Origin of the sequence: Planomonospora antibiotica (assembly GCF_014647955.1) — a bacterium.
Classification (GTDB): Bacteria; Actinomycetota; Actinomycetes; order Streptosporangiales; family Streptosporangiaceae; genus Planomonospora; species Planomonospora parontospora.
The window spans coordinates 96,860-116,902 of record NZ_BMQE01000017.1 but is presented as its reverse complement, the minus strand read 5'-3'; the positions used below and the strand labels follow the sequence as shown (position 1 = coordinate 116,902).

The window sequence follows — 20,043 nt, the reverse complement described above, 5'->3', positions numbered from 1 at the left end:
AGCGACCGATGACACTGCTGTACACCGAGGTCGAGGAGGAGCTCCGGGCCTCCGTGCGGGACCTGCTCGCCGACCGCTGCGGGCCGGACGCCGTGCTGGCGCGGATCGAGTCGGCCGCGCCGTACGACATGGAGCTGTGGAAGACGCTCTCCCGGGACATCGGGGCGGCGGGCCTGCTGGTGCCGGAGGCGCTCGGCGGGGCGGGGGCGACGGCGCGCGAGGTCGCGGTGGTGCTGGAGGAGCTGGGCCGCGCGGTCGCGCCGGTGCCGTTCCTGACCAGTGCCGTGCTGGCGACCAAGGCGCTGCTGGAGATCGGCGAGGAGGACCTGGTCCGGGAGCTCGCCTCCGGTGAGGCCACGGCGGCCCTGGTGGTCCCGCTGGCCGCCTCGCCGTACCGGTCGCTGCCGGAGGCCGTCACCGTCGGCGCGGACGGCACGCTGAGCGGGCGGGTGCGCGCGGTCGCGGGCGCGGAGGTCGCCGACGTGCTGCTCGTCCCGGTCGGTCCGGGCGCGCTCTACCGGGTGGAGGCGGAGCACGCCCGGATCGAGGTCGTGCCCTCGCTGGACCTGACCCGGCCGGTCGCGACGGTGACCTTCGACGGCGCCCCCGGCGAGGTGCTCGGGCACTTCGAGCGGGGGAAGGTGCTGGCGTTCGGCGCCGGGCTGCTCGCCTCGGAGCAGCTGGGCGTGGCGCAGTGGTGCCTGGACACGACGCTGGCCTACATCAGGGAACGCCACCAGTTCGCCCGGCCGATCGGCTCGTTCCAGGCGATCAAGCACCGGATGGCCGACCTCTGGCTGGACGTGGTGCGCGCCCGCGCGGCCGCCCGCAACGCCGCCGACCTGCTGGCCGAGGCCGGCGGTGACTCGCCGGAGCTGGCCGTGGCGGTGGCCAAGGCGTGGTGCTCGGAGGTGGCGCTGCACGTCGCCGAGGAGAGCGTGCAGCTGCACGGGGGCATCGGCATGACCTGGGAGCACCCGGTGCACCTGTATCTCAAGCGGGCCAAGGCGGGGCAGATCGCGCTGGGTTCGCCCGGCGCCCACCGCGACGCCGTGGCCGAGCTGGCGGATCTGCCCGCTCCCGTCTGATCACCGGGCCGGTCCGGCGGCCTCGGGGCTTCCTTCCCGGGGCCGCCGGACCGGTGCCCGGTCAGCGGACCGGCCCGGGCCGCGGGCCGGTGCCCGACTCGCAGGCCGTTCCGCGGTTCGTAGGCCGGTCCTGGGGGCGCGCGGCGTTCCTCGGCTCGCGGGCCGGTCCTGGGGCCGCGCGCCGGTCTTCAGCTCGCGGGCCGGTCCTGGGGCCGGAGCGAGGTGAGCAGGAGGTCGGCGTAGTAGGCGCCCAGGGCGGCGCCGGAGATCGGCCCCTCCGGGCTGTACCAGGTGTTGAGGTGGTGGACCGAGCCGAAGAAGAAGTCGACGACGATGTCGGCGGGGGTGTCGGTGCGGAATACGCCTTCGCGCTGGCCCTCCAGGATCAGGTCCCGGAAGCGCTCGTGGTAGACGCGGCGCTCGGCACGCACGCCCTTGCGGGTGTCGGGCGCCAGCAGGTGCATCGAGCGGAAGAAGATCTTGGAGTCGTCGAGGTTCTCGACGGAGGTCTGCACGACGTCGGCGGCGGCGCCGTACAGGCGCTCGGTCACGGTCCCGGGGCCGTCGGCGAACTGGACGAGCCGCTCCATCTGCATGCGGAGGACCCGGCCGTAGATCTCACGGAGCAGGTCGTCCTTCGAGTCGAAATAGTGGTACATGGCGCCTTTGGTGACGCCCGCGGCGGTGACGATCTCCTGCACGGAGGTGCTCTCGAAGCCCTGCTCGGCGAAGAGGCGGGTGGCCTCGCTGAGCAGCCGCTGCCGTACCGGCTCCTGGTCCTGGGCCATGTGCTCCCCTTACTCTGGTGGGGAAAGCATACCGACTGGTCGGTCAGAGCGCCCACCGGATGGCGCAGCCGTGTTACTTGCGTCACCTTCGCATGCCTGGAGCTCCCACTTGGGTATTTCATTATCCAAGGATCTTCAGCGTGGCAGGTCCATGCCCTTCCCATTCACTCGAACTGTGGGGGTTCGTTGTGCCTGGCGGATCTATCTACGTGCCGCCCGATGACCAGGTTCACGGGTTGTCACCGCAGGTGATGTACGAGAAGAACTGGCGCGAGGAGGCCAAGGAGCGCTGGAAGGCGCGCGGCCTCAAGGCGGCCGGAGGGCTGGTCGCGGGCATCGCGCTGGCCTACCGGTTCGGCCTGTCGCCGGTGCTGCTCGGGCCGGTGCTCGGCGTGCTGGTCGGCGTCGCCGACCTGGCCTGGGACTGGTGGTCCTTCAGGTCGACCGCGGTCTGGCGGGGCAGGCGGCGCGGCGAGACCGTCACCGCCCGGCTGCTCCGCCGCCGGCTCCGCAGGCACGGCTACCGGGTGCTCGACGGCCGGGCCGTGCCCGGCCAGGCCTCGATCGACCACCTGGTCATCGGCCCCGGCGGCGTCTGGGTGGTGGACAACGAGGCGTGGGACCCCGACACCGAGATCGCCACGTACGGCGGGCGGCTGTTCTTCGGTGAGAAGTACGGCTCGAAGGAGGCCAGAGCGCTCGTCGAGGCCGCGGAGGCGCTGGCCGCGGTGCTCAGCCGGGAGTCGGGCGTCCCCGTCATGATCGAGCCGCTGCTGGCCGTGCACGGCGGCCAGCTCGTGCACGGCACCGAGCGACGGCGCACGGTCACCGCGGAGGGCGTCACGCTGCTCAAGCCCCGGCACGCGGCCTCCTGGATCCTCGGAGCCCCCCGCCAGGAGCTCGACGAGAGCCAGGTGGAGGTGCTCACCCGCACCGCCGCCCGGGTGCTGCGCCGCATGGGCTGACCTCCCGGTCCGATCGGCCCGGCGGCGGAGAGCCGGGCCGATCGGTTCAGATCGCGGTCCCGGCGGCGGAGAGCCGGGCCGATCGGGCTCAGGTCGCGGTCCCGGCGGCGGAGAGCCGGGCCGATCGGGCTCAGGTCGCGGTCCCGGCGGCCGATGAGGTGATGCGGCGTTCCCACCCCGCGCGCTGCTTCTCAGCTTCCCGGTCCCGCTATGGAAGGATCCGACGTGACCGCCCTCTCCGCAGACACCGCACGGCCCGTGGTGACCGTGCACCGCAACCCGGTGCTCGGCTGGTTCGCCGACCGCCGCATCAGCACCAAGATCATGATCACCGTGTTCGTCGTGGCGCTCATGGGCGCCGGCGTCAGCTCCGTGGCGCTGAGCCGCATGGGCGACCTGAGCGGCGACCTGCAGGCACTCCGGCAGGGCAACGTCCAGCGCCTGTCCCACCTGGGCGAGGCCCGCGGCCACATGACCGACCTGCTCCTCAACTCCAGCGCCATGTACACCGTCACGGACCCGGCGGCCAAGGCGCAGCTCGCGCAGCAGCTGAACGAGGACTTCGAAGGGATCGGCCGGGCGTTCGAGGCCTACAAGGCCGTCGCCTCCGACGATCCCGAGGCGCGCAAGCACGTCGCCGCCTTCGACGAGGCGTGGCAGGCCTACCTGTCCTATGTCTCCGGCACGCAGTCCACGGGCGACCCCCAGGACCTCACCCCGGAGGCGCTCGCCCAGTTCGACAAGGTCATGAAGGCCTTCACCGCCGCGATGGACAACCTGACGACGTTCGAGACGAGCAACGCCGAAGCGGTCGCCGCCACGGCGATCGACGAGTACGAGAGCTCCCGGGTCCTCATCCTGACGCTGGTGACGGCGGGCCTGCTGCTCGCCCTGGCCCTGTCCCGGGTGGCGTCCCGCCAGATCGTCCGCGCCCTGAGCGCCGTCTCCCGGGTGCTGGACGCCACGGCCCGGGGCGACCTCACCCAGAAGGCCGAGATCACCTCGCGGGACGAGGCCGGTGCGATGGCGGTCGCGGTCAACCAGGCCAACGACGCCGTCCGGCGGACCATCGAGGCGCTGGCGGAGAACGCCGACACGCTGGCCACCAGCTCGACCGAGCTGTCGGCGGTCAGCGACCGGATCGCCGCCTCGGCCGACGAGGCGTCGGCTCAGGCGAGCAACGTCGCCGGGGCGGCCGGGCAGGTCTCGCAGAACGTGCAGACCGTCTCGGCGGGCTCGGAGGAGATGGGATCGTCCATCCGGGAGATCGCGCACAACGCCGGCGAGGGCGCCAAGGTCGCCGCGCAGGCGGTCGCGGTGGCGGAGTCGACCAACGAGACCGTCGCCAAGCTCGGCGCCTCGTCGGCGGAGATCGGCTCGGTGATCAAGACCATCACGAGCATCGCCGAGCAGACCAACCTGCTCGCGCTCAACGCCACCATCGAGGCGGCGCGCGCCGGGGACGCCGGCAAGGGCTTCGCGGTCGTCGCGGGCGAGGTCAAGGACCTGGCGCAGGAGACGGCCAAGGCGACCGAGGACATCTCCAAGCGGGTCGAGGCGATCCAGGCCGACACCGAGAGCGCGGTGACGGCGATCGCCGAGATCAGCTCGATCATCAGCAGGATCAACGACTACCAGCTGACCATCGCCTCGGCGGTGGAGGAGCAGACCGCCACCACCAACGAGATGAACCGCAGCGTGGCCGACGCGGCCCAGGGCAGTGCCGACATCGCGGCCAACATCGCGGTGCTGGCCGACGCGGCCCAGGTCACCGCCGGGGGCGTGGGCGAGAGCCGGCGGGCCGCGGCCGAGCTGGCCGGGCTGTCGGCCCGGCTGCACCAGCTGGTCTCCGGCTTCCGCTACTGAGACGGCGGCGGGCGGCGTCGCGGGGCTCGGCGGGTGACCCCCCGGTTCTCCCGCCGACAGGCCGCAGGGAGAACGGGGAGGGGGCGCCGGACGACCGGCGCCCCCTCGGGCCGCCCTCAGGCGAGTTCCTCGATCCCCCGGGCCGCCCTCAGGCGAGTTCCTCGATGAAGGCCGAGAGCTGGACGACGTTCCGGCACTCGTGCATCGGGACGATCCCGCCGTAGGCCGTCGCCGAGGAGTCCCCGGTGTCCCACTGGGCGACCGGCTCGGGGTTGAGCCAGTAGGCGTGCCGGGCGCCGGCGCTCAGGCGCCTCAGGGTCTCCAGGGCGGGCGGCTGGTAGTTGGACCGGGCGTCGCCCAGGATCAGCAGCGAGGTCTTCGGCCCGACGGCGTCGCCGTACCGCTCGGCGAAGCGCTCGAACGCGCGGCCGTAGTCGGTGCGGCCGAACCGCACCATGTCGGCCTCCTGCGCCAGCCGGGTCATCGCCTCGGCCACGTCGGCACCGGGGACGAAGAAGCGGGTGATCTCGTCCACGGTGTCCACGAAGCCGAACGCGCGGACCTTGGTGAACTGCTCGCGCAGCGCGTAGGTCAGCAGCAGCGTGAAGTGGGCGAAGGAGGCGACCGAGTCGCTGACGTCGCAGAGCACGACGAGCTCGGGCTTGTGCGGGCGACGCGGCTTGAGGTGGGTGGTCAGCGGGACGCCGCCGGTGGACAGCGAGGCCCGGACCGTGCGGCGGAAGTCCAGCCGGCCGCGGTGCCCCAGCCGGTGCTTGACGGTCAGCCGGGCGGCCAGGCGGCGGGCGAGCGGGTGCACCTCCCGGCGCAGCCTGGCCAGGTCGGCCTTGGTGGTCCGGAGGAAGTCCACCTGCTCCAGCGGGGGCCGTACGGCGGAGCGCGCGATCCGCTCGATCCCGGACTCCTCGGCGATGCGGCGCCGGACGTCGGTGGAGACGGCCTCCTCGAACCGCCGGATGCCGCGGGTGACGCGCTCGCGGGCGACCTTCTCGGCCAGTCCGCCGCGCTCGGCCCCGGCCAGGACCTCGGCGAGCAGGCGGGCCATCAGGGTCTCGGGGGACAGGGCCCGCAGCACCGGGTAGGAGAACCAGTTCTGCCGGCCGGGGCTCGCGGGCTGCCGGCCGAACCGCTCGACCATCTCCCGGGCGAACGCGTCCAGCTCGCCGGGCCGCTCGCCCGCCTCCAGCAGCAGCTCGGCCAGCCGGTCCCGCAGCTCGGGGACCTCGGCGGTCCGCGGATCGGGGCCGGCGGCGGGGCGGGAGCCGTACAGGCCGGTGGTGGAGGCGGGGAACCACAGGTCGAAGAGGGTGTCGAAGCCGGGCCGGTGCGAGGGCCGCTTGACCAGTGTCGCCGCGTAGGCGGCGCGCAGCGACTCCCGCTCGGTCAGGTCGATCACCTGCAGCGCCCGCGCCGCGTCCAGCCCCTCGGCGGGCGACACGGGCAGCCCCGCCTCGCGCAGCGCGTGCACGAAGCCGACGTGCCGGTCCAGCAGGCTCACCGCGCCGCCTCTCCCGGCCGCGGAGCCGCCGTTCGGCAGGGGGCGGCCGTTCCGTGCGGAGCCGCCGTTCGGCAGGGGACGGCCGTCCCGTGCGGAGCCGCCGTTCGGCAGGGGACGGCCGTTCCGTGCGGAGCCGCCATGCGGTGGGGGGCCTCCGGGCGCCCGGCCCGGTTCGCGATCCGGTTCACAGCCTGACCGGCCCGGTCCGCGACCCGGTTCACAGCCCGAGCTCCTTGCGGGCCCGCTGCTGGTCGGAGGCGTGCTTGAGGACCACGCCGAGGGTCGCGGCGGTCGTCTCCTCGTCCAGCTCGGTCCGGCCCAGCGCGAGCAGGGTGTTGGCCCAGTCGATCGTCTCGGCGATCGAAGGGGACTTCTTCAGCTCCAGGGTGCGCAGCGTGGCGACCGTGCGGGCGAGCTGCTCGGCCAGGCCCGCCTCGATCGCGGGCACCTGGGCCAGCACGATGTCCCGCTCGCGCTCCGGCGACGGGTACTCCAGGTGCAGGTAGAGGCAGCGCCGCTTGAGCGCCTCCGACAGCTCGCGGGTCGCGTTGGAGGTCAGCACGACGTACGGCCTGCGCACGGCGGTGATCGTGCCCAGCTCGGGGATGGTGACCTGGAAGTCGGAGAGGATCTCCAGCAGCAGCCCCTCGACCTCGACGTCGGCCTTGTCCGTCTCGTCGATCAGCAGGACCGTGGGGGTCTCGGAGCGGATGGCCGAGAGCAGCGGCCGCTCCAGCAGGAACTCCTCGGTGAAGATGTCGTCGTGGGTGGTGTCCCAGTCCTGGCCGCCCGCGGCCTGGATGCGCAGGAGCTGCTTCTTGTAGTTCCACTCGTACAGGGCGCGGGCCTCGTCCAGGCCCTCGTAGCACTGGAGGCGGACGAGCCGCGCCCCGGTGACCGCGGCGACGGCCTTGGCCAGCTGGGTCTTGCCCACGCCCGCGGGTCCTTCGGCGAGCAGGGGCTTGCCGAGCGCGGCGGCGAGGAAGACCGAGGTCGCGATGGCGTCGTCGGGGAGGTAGTCGACGGCGGCGAGGCGCTCACGGACGTCGGCGGGCGAGGCGAACCACATGTGTGCTCCCGGGCAGAACCGAATGTTGTTCTAGCCTAGCGGGTCGAACCCGTCGATTTCGAAGCACGCTCGGAGATGCGCTACTCTTCAAGTGCTTCACGCGCCGCTAGCTCAGTTGGTTAGAGCAGCTGACTCTTAATCAGCGGGTCCGGGGTTCGAGTCCCTGGCGGCGCACCATCCCGCCGGTCCACCGGCGGATCCGGAATCGGCCCGCCTGATCGGCGGGCCGATTTCGTTTGCGCGGGTCTTCCTCTTCTTCCGGCTCGTCGGCCGGGCTCCGTGGGGACTCATGTGCCTGGGCCTTCCGGGACTCATGCGTCCTGGGCGGGGTGGAGGCACGCCGGCGTGCGGGCCTCCGTCGTCGTCGGTGGGCGTGTCCCGGACGCGTCGGCGGACGCGTCACCGGACCCGCGGCCGGGTGCCGGTGGACTCCCGGTGGGTGTCGGTGGACTCAGAGCCGGGTCATCTTGGCGAACGGCGTGGTGATCCGCCGCTGCTCGGGGCCGAAGTCGACGAGCACGGCGAGCTCGTCCTCGACGCCGATGACCACGCCGAGGCCGTACTTGTCGTGGCTCACGCGGTCGTTCAGGGCGTACTGCTCGATGGGGGGCGGCGGCACGAAGGTGCGGTTGAAGGGACTGCCGGGCAGGATGCGCCGGGTAGCGGCGTGGGACGATTTCATCTTTCCCAGTATGCGCCCATTGAGGGTAAGCATGGGACGTTTCCCCCGGTGAATCGCGCCGGGACATCTGTTCGTGATGCTCCGGGGCGTGCGGCGGGCTCCCCGGTGGCCGGAATCTCCGGTGCGGCATGTCCTTGCGTTCCTGGATGGACACCGTCGTCAGGTCCGTTCGGCGGGGGCGCCGTTCCCGGTCGCTCTCGTCGCCGGCACGCTGCTCGTGCCGCCGGCGAGCGCCGTGCGAGCGTGGCGCCGGTGCCCGGCCGAGGAGGCGGGCAGGCAGGCCGGACCCGCCGTTCAGGCGGGCGGACGGACTCTGCGGTTGCGGACGGCGTCATCGCGGTCGAGATGGGCCAGGACGGCCGCGAGCACCGCGCGGGTCTCGGCGATCCGGTCCGGGCCGAACCGCTCCGCCAGTTCTGCGTCCAATGCGGCGCGGTGGGCACGGGCCGCCTCGACGGCGGCTGCGGCGTGCGGCGTCAGGCGGAGGAGGCGGGTGCGGGCGTCTCCGGGGGCCGGTTCGCGGGTGAGCAGACCGCGGCGCTCCATGTCGGTGACGGCCTTGGACGCCGCCTGCTGGGTGATGCCCATGCGCCGGGCCAGGGCGGTGACGGACAGCGGTGCCCGCAGGAGGTGCTGGATGACCACGCCGTCGTTGAAACGCAGGTCGCCGAAGCCGTCGTCGGCCAAGCGGCGTTGCACCTCGTCCGTCATGGCCCACCCGGTGAACAGGGTCACCAGAGACAGATCGAGGTTCTCCGCAGTAGGATGCACAACCATGGTTGTGCATCCTACTGTCCCGCCCGCCGGACTCCTCGACGAGTTCGTGAGGATCGCGCACCGCATCGTGTGGTGCACGCTGGCCACCGTGGACGGCCGCGGCCGGCCGCGTTCGCGCGTCATGCACCCGTACTGGGAGCGGACCGGCGAGGGCGTCATCGGATGGGCGTTCACCCGGCCCACCCCGCTCAAGGTGGCGCACCTGTCGCGCCGTCCGTACGTGTCGTGCTCGTACTGGGATCCGGCCCAGGAGGTGGCGGTGGCCGAGTGCGACGCGGCCTTCGCCGACGACGAGGAGACGCGGAAGAAGGTGTGGGACCTGTTCGCGAACGCCGACGAGCCGCTCGGTTACGACCCGCGCATCCTGGGCGGGCAGGACCACAGGGACGAACGCATCACCGTGCTCAAGATGACGCCCTGGCGGCTCGGCACGCTCAAGGAGGCGTGGCAGCGTCCCACCTGACCGGCCATGACGCGGCCATGGCCCTCCTCCGTACGGCTCGGCTCACCGGCCGCGCCGGTGGCAGGCCGTATGGCGGACCCCGGCCTCGGGGAGGCTGTTCCTCTGTTCGGCGACGGCCTGTTCCCGCCGGACGGGGCTCTCTTCTGACCCGCTTCACGTCCGGGCAGGAGATCGGACCCGCGCCCACCGGTCACCGAGGGGCGCGGGACGAGGAGATGCCGGGTCCGTTCCGTTGATCTTCCGTATGGTTCCGCAGGTCGTCTGGGATAGTGGCCGGATGGGCACCGTTCACATCGAGGCCAAACCCGATCACCTGCTGCGGCTCGCCCGCCAGAAGGATCCGGTGGGTGCGGTCGTGGAGATGATCTGGAACGCGCTGGACGCGGAGGCGACGCTCGTCACCGTCGACTTGGAGATCAACGAACTGGACGGTGCCGAATCGGTCAGCGTCACCGATGACGGCCACGGGATGCCGAACGCGTCCTGCGGGGACTACTTCGGCGGTCTGGGCGGATCGTGGAAGATGTCCGCCAAGGTCTCGCCTGAGCTCAAGCGCGGCCTGCACGGGCGGAGCGGGCAGGGCAGGCTCCGTGCGTTCGCACTGGGCGAGCAGGTCCGGTGGATCACCGTCGCGGAGGCGGCCGACGGGCGGATCGAGCGCACGGTCATCAGCGGTGCCGTCGACCGTCCCGCGGACTTCGACATCTCCGAACCGGAAGCCGTCCGGCTGCCGTACGGGACGCGGGTGGAGGCGTCGGTCCCGGCGGATTTCGTGAACCGCCTCACCCAGGACGACACGGCCCAGCAGCTCGCCTCGACGTTCGCGCCGTTCCTGGCGGCCAACCCCGACGTGCGGATCGTCTACCAGGGCACGCCGCTCGACCCGGCCACCGTCTGGACCGACATGGCCGAATATCCGCTGTCCTGGCCGGACTCGGCGGGATACGCCGAACCACTGCTCCGTGTCATCGAATGGCCGAAGGACGTCGGCCGGGTGCTCGCCCTCTGCGACACCGACGGCATCGTCCTGGACGAACCCTCACCGGGCATCCAGGCACCCGGCTACCACTTCACGGCCTACCTGCTCTGGGACGGCTTCGCCGAACGCAGGAACGACCTGCGGCTGGCGGAGATGGACGAGATCGGCCCTCTGCTGGAGCTCGCCAGGGAAACGCTCCGGGCCCACTTCAGGAGACGCGACCAGGAGCGCCGGGTCCGGCTGATCCAGGAGTGGAGGACCGAGGGGGTCTACCCCTACTCGGGGGAGCCGGCCGAGCCCTCACAGGCGGTCGAGCGGGAGATGTTCGACGAGGTGGCGACCAGGATCGCCCGTCGGCTACCAGGGGCGACGCAGAGCAAGAAGACCACCCTGCGGCTGCTCAGGGAGGTCATCTCCCGTGATCCGAGCGGACTCTACCCCGTGCTGGACGAACTCTTCCGGCTGCCCCAGTCGGAGCAGGAGGAGCTCAAGCGCATCCTCCAGCGGACCAGCCTCTCCGAAGTGATCAAAGCGACGGGCCAGGTGACCGATCGGCTCGACTTCCTCGCCGCGCTGAAAAAGCTCGTCTTCGAGCCGGAGATCAGCAGGACGGTCAGGGAACGGAGCGAGCTCCACAAGATCCTGGAGCGTGAGACGTGGATCTTCGGTGACGCCTACGCGCTGATGGTCAGCGACCAGAGCCTGGACACGGTGCTCAGACGGCATCTCAGGGAACTGGGCCGTGAGCCGGAGAACGGCCGGCTCGACCCGGTGCGCCGCGAGGACGGCAGAAAGGGCATCATCGACCTCTTGCTGGGCCGGGCGCATCGGGGAAGCTCCGGACGGGAGCACCTGGTGGTCGAGCTCAAAGCACCCAGGGTCAAGATCGGTCAGGTGGAGGTCGCGCAGATCAAGAGCTACGCCAGGGCCGTCGTCGGTGACCCGCAGTTCCACGACGCCCGGGTGGCTTGGGACTTCTGGGTGGTCTCCACCGAGATGGACGAGGTCGTCAGAGAGGACGCGAGTGCGCCGAACCGCCCGCCCGGGTGCATCGCCGAGTGGAAGAACGGCGTCCGTATCTGGGCGAGGACCTGGAGCGAGATCATCGACGACTGCGAGGACCGCCTTCACTTCTACCGCGACCGGCTGAACCACGACCCGGCTACGGAGCACGCCGTGGAATATCTCCAGCGGGTCCACGGAGAGGTCACGCCCGAAGCGGTCGCCACGACGTGACCCGGACCGTGGAGCTGTCAGTCGACGGAGTCGAACTCGCCGCTCTTGATGCCGCCGACGAAGGCGCGCCACTGGGCGGGGGTGAAGAGCAGCTTCGGGCCGTCCGGGTCCTTGCTGTCGCGGACCGCGACCACCCCGGGCAGATTGTCGGCGACCTCGACGCACTGACCACCGCTGTCTCCCGAACGGGAAGACTTCCGCCACACGGCAGCGCTCAAGTCCATTCGAGTCTCGCTTCCTCGATCATCTTGAGAGATACGTGCTCAGGATAAGCCCATAGACGTATTGCCTCATAGCGTTTCCAAACGGCAGTCACGGAGTCGAGATCCGTCGTGACTTGTCCCTCTGCGGAAGATTCCGCGTGGATGGCGTCCGGCTGCCCATCTGGAAGCTCGGCGATAGTAAAGGCACCCATCAGACCTGTCAGGCACTCCGGGCTGACGACCTGGATGGAGACAGTCGGCATTCGAGTGGCCTCCAGTAGACGGCCGTGTTGCTCGCGCATCACTTCAGCGCCACCGACCTTGCGACGCAACACACCTGCATCGATGAGCACAAGAACGAGTGGAGGGTTATCCCTGTCGAGGATTCGTTGCCGGCGTATCCGAGCCTGGACCCGTTCCTCCACCTCATCGGAGCTGATCTGAGGAGCTTGACTGAAGACCTGCCGAGCGTAGGCCTCGGTCTGGAGAAGGCCTGGCACCAGGAGAGGGTCCCAGGAGCGCAGGACCTGGGCGGTGGGTTCGATCTCCTCCGCCCAACTGCGAAACCATGCTGGGCCGCCGGGTTGGGCGACGATCCGTTGGTAGAGCCGGGTGAAGGAGACACCTCCGGTCTGGCCGAAGAGGAGGTCCAGCCGCTCCGCGTCGGACTTCGATGGAGTCCGGGTGGCCTTCTCCAGGCGGCTCACCTGGGTCTGGGTGCAGCCGAGGCGGGCGGCCACGGCGGCCTGCGAGAGCTGCGCGGTCTCGCGCAGGCGGCGCAGCTCGGCTCCGAACCGCACGCGCGGGGAGCCGGGGTCGAGAGACGGCACAGCATCCATTGCATTTCCTCCCAAATAAGGAAAAACGGACTTATTGTCCGGTCGGTGGTACCGAATTCAGTCCACGGTAGACCGGAGATCGTCATCATCCGCTCTGTCCCGGGTTGCCGAACCGGCCACCGATCCGATGCCGGGAAGGCAGTCTAAACACAGACCTGCTCTTCCGGGCGGTACGGAAAAGAAAGCAGGTCATCGCCTTTTCAATGGGAGGGAGTCGGGTCGCTCTTGAATACGGCGGTTTCATTCCGCGCCCCGGTTGCGTGGTTCGGAAAACACTCTGGAGGTCGGGCCATGGCGGCGGGCGGACGGTGCGAGAGATCCGGCTGCGGCGGCCCGTCGCAGGGGACGTCCGTGGACGTGCCGCAGGACACCTGGTGGCGGGAGTTCCCGGGGGAGGAGGTCTCCGTCCCGGTGGCCCGGGAGTGGGTGCGCGGGCTGCTGGCCGGGCGGATCGCGGCCCCGGTCCTCGACGATGTCCTGTTGCTGCTGAGCGAGGTGGTCACCAACGCGATCACGCACTCGGACTCGGGCCGTACGGCGGGCGGATGGGTGGCGGTCCGGGTGACCCGGGCCGCCGGGGATGTCCACGTGGAGGTCGCCGACGGCGGATCGGCTGCGGGCGCACCGGCCGCTCGCGTACCGGAGACCGAGGACGACAGTGGGCGGGGCCTGTGGCTGGTGGACCTGCTCGCGGCGGCGTGGGGATGGGACCGCGACGCGGCCGGCGGATCGGTCTGGTTCCGGGTGGCCGAGGGGCTGACGACCGGATGCGGAAAGACTATGGCGGCGGTGAACGGATTGGGTGAAGATCGGGATGTCTCGGTGTCAAACACCCCGGAGGGATCGCATGCGCGTCACTCGGCTCCTGGCCCTCGGCCTGGCGACGACCCTGATGGCGGCAGGATGCACCTCCGAGCCCGAACCCACCCTGGAGAAGGCGGCGGCGGAGCTACAGAAGGACACCAAGCGGTTGGAGACGGACAAGCTCTTCAAGGACCCGGACAAGAAGCTGCGCATTATCGAGCGTCCGGACAGTGACTTCGCCTGCCGTGGGGGTGATTTCAAGAGGGTGCTGCGGGCCACGGCTGATGAGGAGCGCGATGCTTCGTCCGATCTGGACAGCCATCTGGACAGGGCGAGAGATCTGATGGCCGGAACTCTTGTGCAGGAACTCGGGTACAAGCTGGAGCCGCCTTTCACCACGACCGATGACGGGATGGGGAGATTCATCTATGGAGCAAAGCGAGACATGGGGATCGTGGTCGTGGTCTACGTTTCTCCTGAACCTCCGACGTGGCGGATTCACGCGGAGACCACCTGCCTACCGCGCTGAGAAGACCGGACCTGTCAATCCTGACCCTTGTTCTGCTGTTTCAGCTGCTCCTCGGCGAAATTGCTGGTCTGGGCCCGCGAGGCCCTTTCGACTTTCTCATCGAGCTTTCCGTTGCTGTCCATCCAGTTCTCGTAGACGGCCAGCTTCCCCTGGAGCACCTGTTCCCACTTCTTGCCACCCGTGGCCTCCCGCTTGGCCTCGGCCGCGAGTTCGTCATACGTCTTGAGACCGCCGGTGGCCGGGCTGACGAGCTCCTTGGGCGGCTCGCTCGCCGGATACCCGCCGCTGTGGAGGAGATACGCCATGTCGTACTTCAGACGTGTGGCGAGTTCAGAGCGCTCCTTGTTGGTCGCTTCAACCTGTGTCTCGAAGCTGTCGGCCCAGTCATCTGAGAAACCGCTGAAGACGTACGCCTGGAAGGCATCCCATCCGAGTTCGGCAATCTGATCCGCGATGGGGATCTCACCGAGGAGGAACCCGGCGGTGTTCTTGACGAAATCACGGCCCGCGTCGGCGGCGGCGTCCTCCTCTCCGAGCACGTCGACCGTGCTTTTGAACGCGACCCCGCCGAAGTCGCCGAACATCTTCGAGACGTCGTCGAAGTGCTCGGTACCGTCCTGAGCATCCAACCGGGCAGCGCTGATCAGGGCGTCATGGCGGAATCGCGCCACCGCAGAGTTGAACTTATCTGCGGCCCCGTCCTCGCCGACGAAGGTCTTCAGGAACCTGGAGGTGTCATCGGGGCTGAGGTAGAACGCGGGGGTCACCCCGGGGAAGGATTCCCAGTGCTTGGGAGCGTCCATACCGGAGGTGCGGCCGGTGGCCTTGTCGAAGCGGGCGCCCGAGACCAGTTCGTGGACGTAGGAGCCGGCGATCACGCCCATGGAGTCCTTGGCCGAGGCCGGCAGGTTCGCGCCGAAGGAGCCCGCGACCTTGATCAGGTCCAGGGTGAAGGCGGCGGCCTCCGGGCTGTGCTTCCCGGGCTGCTCGGTCCGGGCCCCGGTGCCCGACTCCATCGCCCGGCCGAAGGCGTCGGCCACGTCCTCCCCGTCGGCCGACCGGTCGGCGTGGTCGAGGAAGAGCTTCATCTTCTCCGGCCGGGTCAGCTTCACGTCGGGCCCGCCCAGCTTCGAGAACGCGTCCCGCACCGCCGCGCCGTTCCCGGCGAGCACCTCCAGGCCCAGCGCGACCAGGTCGGACGGGAGGCCGTACGCCTTGGACTCGGGGGATCCGGCCCGCCAGTCCTGGCGGGGCTTCTTGGCGAAGTCGTCCAGGACCAGGGTGCGGGCCGCGGCGCTGCGGATGTTCGCGGGGGCGTTCGCGCCCGCGAGCAGGGCGAGCCGGTTCCAGGCGGCGGCCTTGCTTCCGGCCGGTCGGACCAGGTCGCTTCTGACCTTGGCGAACGCCGGGACGAGGGCGGGGGCGCGCAGGGCCGCACCGAGAGCCTCGCTGAAGGCGGCCAGATCCTGCTTCGCGGTCTTGCTGCCGGTGCTCGCGATCAGGTTCGGCAGGGCGTCGCGGACCTTCGGGGAGAGCAGGGCGTAGAAGGCGGCGGCGGCCTGGGGGTCGCCGGCGAGCTTCGCGACCTCGTCGGCGTGGTCGTGGACGAGCTTCGCCTGCCGTTCGGCGTCCTGCTCGGTGAAGACGCCGTCGCCGTACACCTTGGCGAGCTTCTGGGCGAGCTCGAAGTCCTCCAGCTCGCCGGGGAGGCGGACGAGTCCCCGCGCACCGCCGCCCGCCGACGGCAGTCCGCCGCCCTCGTTGAGCTTCCGGATCAGCTCCGCCCGCTCGCGGAGCTTGGAGACCTCGATCCTGCCCCAGTCGGCGATCCGGAGGATCTCTCGGGGCGCGGCGGTGCCGATGCCGTACCGGTGGAGCTTGCCGCCGAGCTCCTCGCCGAGCGCGGTCAGCCGGTCGGCCCCGTCGCGCAGTGCGGCGGCGGCCTGCTCCAGCCGCTCGGGGTCGATCCCGTTGAAGCTGCTGGATGTCACGGATCCTCCCCGGTCAGGGCCACGATGCCCGTCCTCTCCGGTGGACCAGTCACGGTCATGACCCCTTCCCCCGGTAGGCCGGTCAGGGCCACGATCCCCGTCCTCTCTGGAAGAATGGCGAACGGTCGTCCACCCGGGCGGCGCTGATGGCGTGCGCCTCGGCCTCGGTGACCATCGCCGGGTGGCGGCGCAGCTCTTCCTCGATCGCGCCCGCCACCTGCCGGGCCAGCAGTGCCAGCCGGTGGTGCCGCTCCTCCAGCCCGTCGATCCACTTGTCGGCGGTCGGCCCCGTCCAGACCTGACCCGTCCGCATCGTTCCCACCGGGCGCTCATAGGCCCGCCGGATCTCCCGGCCGCGCTCCTCGGCCTCCGCGAGGAGCTCCGTCAACCTGACGTGCAACGGGTTCGGCACCATGCGGTCCGCCACGCCGCCCCCGTCCTCTCCACAGCCCCGAGCCGCAAGAAAAGGTCAAATATCACCCTAGATGTCCCTGATTCGAGCCGACAAGACTCCATTTCTCATTACCGGATGCCCGAGATTACCGCTGCCGCCTTGACCTTTCGTGTGATTCCCGTTCGGCATACGTCGATCGAGTCATTCGGGCACGGTCCGGGGCGGCCATGCACGACACTGGCACATCCAACCCTTGACCCTCAGCGGAGGGCGGGGCATAGCACACCGGCATACGGAGTGCCAGACTGAGGACGTGCAGGAGAACCCGACCGTGTCCGAGCTTGCCGTTACCGTCGACTGGAGCGCGGCGAACGGCGTGCCCATCCAGCACGTCAACCAGTTCGTCGGGCAACCCGGTCCGCCGACGTTGAACAGGACGCCGGACGGCGTCTTCCTGTTGTTCGGCAGTGTCCCTCCCCCGTTCATCCCCGGTGACCCCGAAGGGCGACGGCGCGCGATCGAAGCGCTGAAGGACGGCCTGCCGGTGACCGTTCATGCCCGGTTCCATCTGAGCCGTGAGCGCCTCGAAGAGCTCATCGACGTTCTCCAGCAGACCGCCGCCAACTACGACGCCACGGTCGAGCAGGCCAGAGTCGTGACCGAGCCTTCCGAGGAGGACCGACCGTGAGCTTCCCTCTCGTCACCGCGGCGGGTACGGAGCAGGAGTTCCGCTACCGCACACCCACCGATCAGGGCGCGCGCCCCCGGAAGCGTCGGGAGGCTCGACCGGTTCCGGAATCCATGTCGGCCGCCCAGGTCATCCGCGGACCGTGGGCCCTCGTCGCCGGTAATTCCGAGAGCCTGCGCGGCGGTGAGCTGCCGGCTCCTCACGGCGAGGCGTATGACCGGGAGTACGTCTCCCACCTGTGGGCCGCTGACTGGGACTGCCCAGAGGATGCGGTTTACGACGACCTGTGAAATCCGGTGACGTGGGACTCCTCTGGTTCCCTTTCAGCAGAAACGAGCCGCAGCCGTACAAGAAGCGGCCATGCCTGATCTTGGCCATGACGGGTGTCGTGCCCGATCAGGCGATCTTGGTAGCCATGATCACGGGTAACCCGTCCCGCGCGCAGACACCGGGTCCAGCTGACGTGGTGATCCAGAACTGGCAAGGGGCAGGGCTGCTCAAAGCGTCGACGGTCCGGAGCCGGAGGCTCTGGACGGCCGAAGACCGGGACATCATCAGGATTCTCGGTTCCGTGGACCAGCCGGTCCTCGAAGACACGATGAAGCACGTCCGCGCGCTCGTGGGAGCGTGAACCCGCACTGCCGGGAGCGTGAGGACCGGTGGCGGCTGGCCCCGTCAGCGCACCTGGAGGAGGCCCAGCCGCCTGTTGCGGGGCTGCTCGGGCAGGGTCTGCAGGCGCTTCCCGGAGGGGGAGAGGACCACCAGCGTGTTGGCGGTCCGGCCCGCGACCCGGACGGCCAGGCGGCCGTCGCGCAGGTACAGGGCTCCGATCAGCCTGCCCCGGACCGGCAGGGCGACCTTCTTCCCGGTCCGCGTGTCGTACACCGACGGGGCGAACTCCGCCGGCCAGGAGCCGTCCCCGGCTTCGGCGTCCGGACCCATCGCGTGCACCACGACGCGGCGGCCGTCGGGGGACAGGCCCGCGACGTGGTTGGCCAGCCTGATGCCGGGGACCCGCCGGGAGGTGCGGGAGGCGGTGTCCAGGAGGTGGACGCCCTCGGTGCTCCCGGCGTACCCGGCGAGGGTGCGGCCGTCGGCGGACCAGGTCAGGTGGCAGACGCCGAGGGTCGCGCCGACCTTGCCGAGGCCCCTGCCGTCCGCGCCGACCACCGCGACGGTCAGCCTGTCGGACCCGCCGGCCAGGGGGAAGGCGATCCGCCGGGAGTCGGCCGACCAGGCGGGGGTCAGGCAGGGACCGCCGGCGGCGGCTCCCCGGGCGACGACCTTGTCGGCGGCCTTCCCGGAGCCGGTGGCCGCGGCGGAGACGTGCAGGCGCCCCTTGCCGTCGATCCAGGCGACCTTCCCGCCGTCGGGGGAGACGGAGAACTGCCCGAAGCCGGAGCGGTCGGTCCAGAGGGTGCGCCCGCTCTCCGTCGCCAGGCGGACGCCGCCGCCGTAGCCGAGGTAGACGCCCCTGCCGGTCAGCGGAGCCGGCGCGGCCTGCGCGGGCGTGCCCTGGGCGGGTACGGCCTGCACCGGTACGGCCTGCGCGGACGCGCTCCGAGCCGGTACGGCCTGCGCGGGTCCGGCGAGTGCGGCGGCCGTCGCGGTGGCCACGGCGAGTGCGGTGAGTGCGGCGCCTGCGGCGAGGGCCCGGTGCTTCACGATGTCCTTCTCCCAGAGCTTCGGTACCCGTCGGCGGACCCGACCCGTTGAGACCTGTCTGTCCCCGTCGATCCGCCCGAGGCGGAACCCGGAGGCCCCACCGCCGGAGGCGGGTGATCGCCGGGACGCCGCCATGAATCCTCGCACACCGTCGCGGGAGAGCGGTGCGCGATGCCAAATCATCATTTGCTGCCCTTGTCGACATATGGGTTTTCTCTGGCGGTCGGCGGGGCCGGTGAGCATAGGCTGGCTGGGAGAGCGGCCCTCAGCCTGGGGCGTCGGCCGTGTCCGGTCCCGGAGGCTGATCGCGCGGCGTCCCTCCCGGTGATCTACGACGTTCACCGATCATGGGCCGCAAGAGGGGGCAATCGTAATGACCATGAAGATTCGGCGTGCCGCAGTGATCGCGGGCGCCGTCGCGGCCCTGGGACTCGCGGGGCACGGCGGGGCTCTGGCCGACAGCTCCGACGGCGACCACCCGTACCCCTACGGAGGCTCCGGCTACTCCCAGGGCGGTTACGGGAACCACGGCGGCTACGGCTACGGCGGCTACGGCAAGCACAAGAACAAGAACAACCACGGCGGCTATGGCAACTACGGGAACCACGGCGGCTACGGGAACCACGGCGGCTACGGGAACCACGGCGGCTACGGCAAGCACAAGGACAAGTACGGCGGCTACGGCAACTACGGAGGATACGACCGCGACCACGGCTACGGCGGCTACGGGAACCACGGCAAGCACAAGCACCACGGACGTCGCTGAGACCGCCCGGTACCGGCCCGTCACGCGGGAGAGAACCGGTCCCCGTGCCGGCACGGGGGCGGGCGGAGGCGGACGGCCCGTGCGCTCTCTGGGGCGCACGGGCCGTTCTTCCGCCGGAGGAGGCCGGTGAAGGGGCCCAGACGGGCTCGATCACCAGGATCCGGGTCAGGCGGCGCCGGCCATCAGGCCGATGAGCCCGGTCGCCGCGACGCCGGCTGGCCGTGGGACCGGCAGGCCGATCCCGCCCGCGAGAACGGGGGACGCGAGAGTGCTGAAACGCGGGCGGCGGCGGGTCCTGGGACCCGCCGCCCGCCCTGCGTCCTCCCGGCCGCTACCTGTCGGCCGGCTCCCCCGCGGGGGCGTCGGTCTCGGGGCGGTCCTGCGCGCGGTCGTCTCCGGAGCCGAGCTCCTCACGCAGCCGCTCGAGATCGATGTGGTGACTGCTGTACTTCAGCTGGCGAGCGACCTTCGTCTGCTTCGCCTTGGCGCGACCCCGTCCCATTGGCTGCACTCCCTCACGTAGACCGTGCCCGGCCTCTCGTCATTGTCGCATCGCGGGCCAGCGCGGCCCGGTATCCCGGGCCGGTCCTCGCTCGCCGGTGACCTTACCCGGCGTGCCCCGCCCGGTCCTGACCTGATCCGGATCGGGACCTGGGCCGGCGGGGGAGACCTCCGGGAGCGGACCACCGCCGTCATCTTACCCAAGCCCCTTACGACTTGAAGAATTACGCAATT

At 70.6% G+C, this 20,043-nt stretch carries 21 protein-coding genes, 1 tRNA gene and 1 pseudogene; 12 read left to right on the top strand and 11 right to left on the bottom strand.

The features are described from left to right. Positions 1-8: 8 nt before the first annotated feature. Positions 9-1,088 carry an acyl-CoA dehydrogenase family protein gene (locus IEZ06_RS17725; RefSeq protein WP_189237809.1) on the top strand — a complete coding sequence of 360 codons (1,080 nt, stop codon included), beginning with the start codon at positions 9-11 and terminating at the stop codon, positions 1,086-1,088. Positions 1,089-1,276: 188 nt separating this feature from the next. On the opposite strand, the gene IEZ06_RS17720 is transcribed toward IEZ06_RS17725, so the two are convergent. Continuing rightward, a complete protein-coding gene (locus tag IEZ06_RS17720; RefSeq protein WP_189237808.1) occupies positions 1,277-1,876 on the bottom strand; it encodes a TetR/AcrR family transcriptional regulator in 600 nt (199 codons plus the stop codon). Positions 1,877-2,112: 236 nt separating this feature from the next. Here IEZ06_RS17720 and IEZ06_RS17715 point away from each other — a divergent pair, with 236 nt between their 5' ends. Both IEZ06_RS17715 and IEZ06_RS17710 read left to right on the top strand, forming a co-directional pair. Then, positions 2,113-2,841: a nuclease-related domain-containing protein gene (locus tag IEZ06_RS17715; RefSeq protein ID WP_229798287.1), complete on the top strand. Its 729-nt coding sequence runs from the start codon at positions 2,113-2,115 to the stop codon at positions 2,839-2,841. Between the two features lie 225 nt (positions 2,842-3,066). Continuing rightward, positions 3,067-4,707 carry a methyl-accepting chemotaxis protein gene (locus tag IEZ06_RS17710; RefSeq protein WP_203871979.1) on the top strand — a complete coding sequence of 547 codons (1,641 nt, stop codon included), beginning with the start codon at positions 3,067-3,069 and terminating at the stop codon, positions 4,705-4,707. Positions 4,708-4,855: 148 nt separating this feature from the next. Here the strand turns inward: IEZ06_RS17710 and IEZ06_RS17705 are convergent, their stop codons facing one another. Both IEZ06_RS17705 and IEZ06_RS17700 read right to left on the bottom strand, forming a co-directional pair. Continuing rightward, positions 4,856-6,223, bottom strand: coding sequence for a vWA domain-containing protein (locus IEZ06_RS17705; protein WP_189237806.1), 1,368 nt, complete (start codon positions 6,221-6,223; stop codon positions 4,856-4,858). Between the two features lie 217 nt (positions 6,224-6,440). Continuing rightward, positions 6,441-7,292 carry an AAA family ATPase gene (locus tag IEZ06_RS17700; protein WP_189237805.1) on the bottom strand — a complete coding sequence of 284 codons (852 nt, stop codon included), beginning with the start codon at positions 7,290-7,292 and terminating at the stop codon, positions 6,441-6,443. A gap of 100 nt (positions 7,293-7,392) precedes the next feature. Between IEZ06_RS17700 and IEZ06_RS17695 the strand changes: the two genes are divergently transcribed. Beyond that, positions 7,393-7,469: transfer RNA gene (locus IEZ06_RS17695), tRNA-Lys, on the top strand. 274 nt (positions 7,470-7,743) lie between these two features. Here IEZ06_RS17695 and IEZ06_RS17690 read toward each other — a convergent pair. Both IEZ06_RS17690 and IEZ06_RS17685 read right to left on the bottom strand, forming a co-directional pair. Next, complete coding sequence (locus IEZ06_RS17690) at positions 7,744-7,974, bottom strand: hypothetical protein (RefSeq protein ID WP_189237804.1); 231 nt, start codon at positions 7,972-7,974, stop codon at positions 7,744-7,746. Between the two features lie 294 nt (positions 7,975-8,268). Continuing rightward, the gene (locus IEZ06_RS17685; RefSeq protein WP_189237803.1) at positions 8,269-8,751 is read right to left on the bottom strand and encodes a MarR family winged helix-turn-helix transcriptional regulator; all 483 of its coding nucleotides are present in this window, start codon (positions 8,749-8,751) and stop codon (positions 8,269-8,271) included. Here IEZ06_RS17685 and IEZ06_RS17680 point away from each other — a divergent pair. Then, the gene (locus tag IEZ06_RS17680; RefSeq protein ID WP_189237802.1) at positions 8,750-9,214 is read left to right on the top strand and encodes a pyridoxamine 5'-phosphate oxidase family protein; all 465 of its coding nucleotides are present in this window, start codon (positions 8,750-8,752) and stop codon (positions 9,212-9,214) included. The genes IEZ06_RS17685 and IEZ06_RS17680 overlap by 2 nt on opposite strands. Before the next feature lie 277 nt (positions 9,215-9,491). Continuing rightward, complete coding sequence (locus tag IEZ06_RS17675; RefSeq protein WP_189237801.1) at positions 9,492-11,429, top strand: ATP-binding protein; 1,938 nt, start codon at positions 9,492-9,494, stop codon at positions 11,427-11,429. A 17-nt stretch (positions 11,430-11,446) separates the two neighbouring features. Here IEZ06_RS17675 and IEZ06_RS17670 read toward each other — a convergent pair whose 3' ends face one another. Together IEZ06_RS17670 and IEZ06_RS17665 are read right to left on the bottom strand one after the other, a co-directional pair. After that, positions 11,447-11,653, bottom strand: a complete 207-nt coding sequence (locus IEZ06_RS17670; protein WP_189237800.1) for a DUF397 domain-containing protein — start codon at positions 11,651-11,653, stop codon at positions 11,447-11,449. Next, positions 11,644-12,471, bottom strand: coding sequence for a helix-turn-helix domain-containing protein (locus IEZ06_RS17665; RefSeq protein WP_189237799.1), 828 nt, complete (start codon positions 12,469-12,471; stop codon positions 11,644-11,646). The genes IEZ06_RS17670 and IEZ06_RS17665 overlap by 10 nt, the downstream gene beginning before the upstream one ends. A 291-nt stretch (positions 12,472-12,762) precedes the next feature. On the opposite strand from IEZ06_RS17665, the pseudogene IEZ06_RS37655 reads away from it, so the two are divergent. After that, positions 12,763-13,203, top strand: a pseudogene (locus tag IEZ06_RS37655) (ATP-binding protein); the annotation flags it as partial. A gap of 115 nt (positions 13,204-13,318) precedes the next feature. Further along, on the top strand, positions 13,319-13,804 hold the full coding sequence (locus IEZ06_RS17655) for a hypothetical protein (RefSeq protein ID WP_229798285.1): 486 nt from the start codon (positions 13,319-13,321) through the stop codon (positions 13,802-13,804). A gap of 14 nt (positions 13,805-13,818) precedes the next feature. Here the strand turns inward: IEZ06_RS17655 and IEZ06_RS17650 are convergent, their stop codons facing one another. Together IEZ06_RS17650 and IEZ06_RS17645 are read right to left on the bottom strand one after the other, a co-directional pair. Further along, positions 13,819-15,795, bottom strand: a complete 1,977-nt coding sequence (locus IEZ06_RS17650) for a hypothetical protein (RefSeq protein ID WP_189237796.1) — start codon at positions 15,793-15,795, stop codon at positions 13,819-13,821. 82 nt (positions 15,796-15,877) lie between these two features. Further along, on the bottom strand, positions 15,878-16,222 hold the full coding sequence (locus IEZ06_RS17645; RefSeq protein WP_189237795.1) for a hypothetical protein: 345 nt from the start codon (positions 16,220-16,222) through the stop codon (positions 15,878-15,880). Positions 16,223-16,502: 280 nt separating this feature from the next. Between IEZ06_RS17645 and IEZ06_RS17640 the strand changes: the two genes are divergently transcribed. The 3 genes from IEZ06_RS17640 to IEZ06_RS17630 are packed head-to-tail and all read left to right on the top strand — an operon-like array spanning position 16,503 to position 17,508. Beyond that, entirely contained in the window at positions 16,503-16,877 is a 375-nt protein-coding gene (locus IEZ06_RS17640; protein ID WP_189237794.1) for a hypothetical protein, read from the top strand. Next, entirely contained in the window at positions 16,874-17,167 is a 294-nt protein-coding gene (locus IEZ06_RS17635; RefSeq protein WP_189237793.1) for a hypothetical protein, read from the top strand. The genes IEZ06_RS17640 and IEZ06_RS17635 overlap by 4 nt, the downstream gene beginning before the upstream one ends. Then, positions 17,164-17,508: a type II toxin-antitoxin system PemK/MazF family toxin gene (locus IEZ06_RS17630; protein ID WP_308427667.1), complete on the top strand. Its 345-nt coding sequence runs from the start codon at positions 17,164-17,166 to the stop codon at positions 17,506-17,508. The genes IEZ06_RS17635 and IEZ06_RS17630 overlap by 4 nt, the downstream gene beginning before the upstream one ends. Before the next feature lie 44 nt (positions 17,509-17,552). Here IEZ06_RS17630 and IEZ06_RS17625 read toward each other — a convergent pair whose 3' ends face one another. Beyond that, positions 17,553-18,542 carry a TolB family protein gene (locus tag IEZ06_RS17625; protein WP_189237791.1) on the bottom strand — a complete coding sequence of 330 codons (990 nt, stop codon included), beginning with the start codon at positions 18,540-18,542 and terminating at the stop codon, positions 17,553-17,555. A gap of 379 nt (positions 18,543-18,921) precedes the next feature. Here IEZ06_RS17625 and IEZ06_RS17620 point away from each other — a divergent pair, with 379 nt between their 5' ends. Beyond that, positions 18,922-19,308: a hypothetical protein gene (locus tag IEZ06_RS17620; protein WP_189237790.1), complete on the top strand. Its 387-nt coding sequence runs from the start codon at positions 18,922-18,924 to the stop codon at positions 19,306-19,308. A gap of 331 nt (positions 19,309-19,639) precedes the next feature. Here IEZ06_RS17620 and IEZ06_RS37215 read toward each other — a convergent pair whose 3' ends face one another. Then, a complete protein-coding gene (locus IEZ06_RS37215) occupies positions 19,640-19,810 on the bottom strand; it encodes a DUF3073 domain-containing protein (RefSeq protein ID WP_084009001.1) in 171 nt (56 codons plus the stop codon). Positions 19,811-20,043 lie beyond the last annotated feature (233 nt).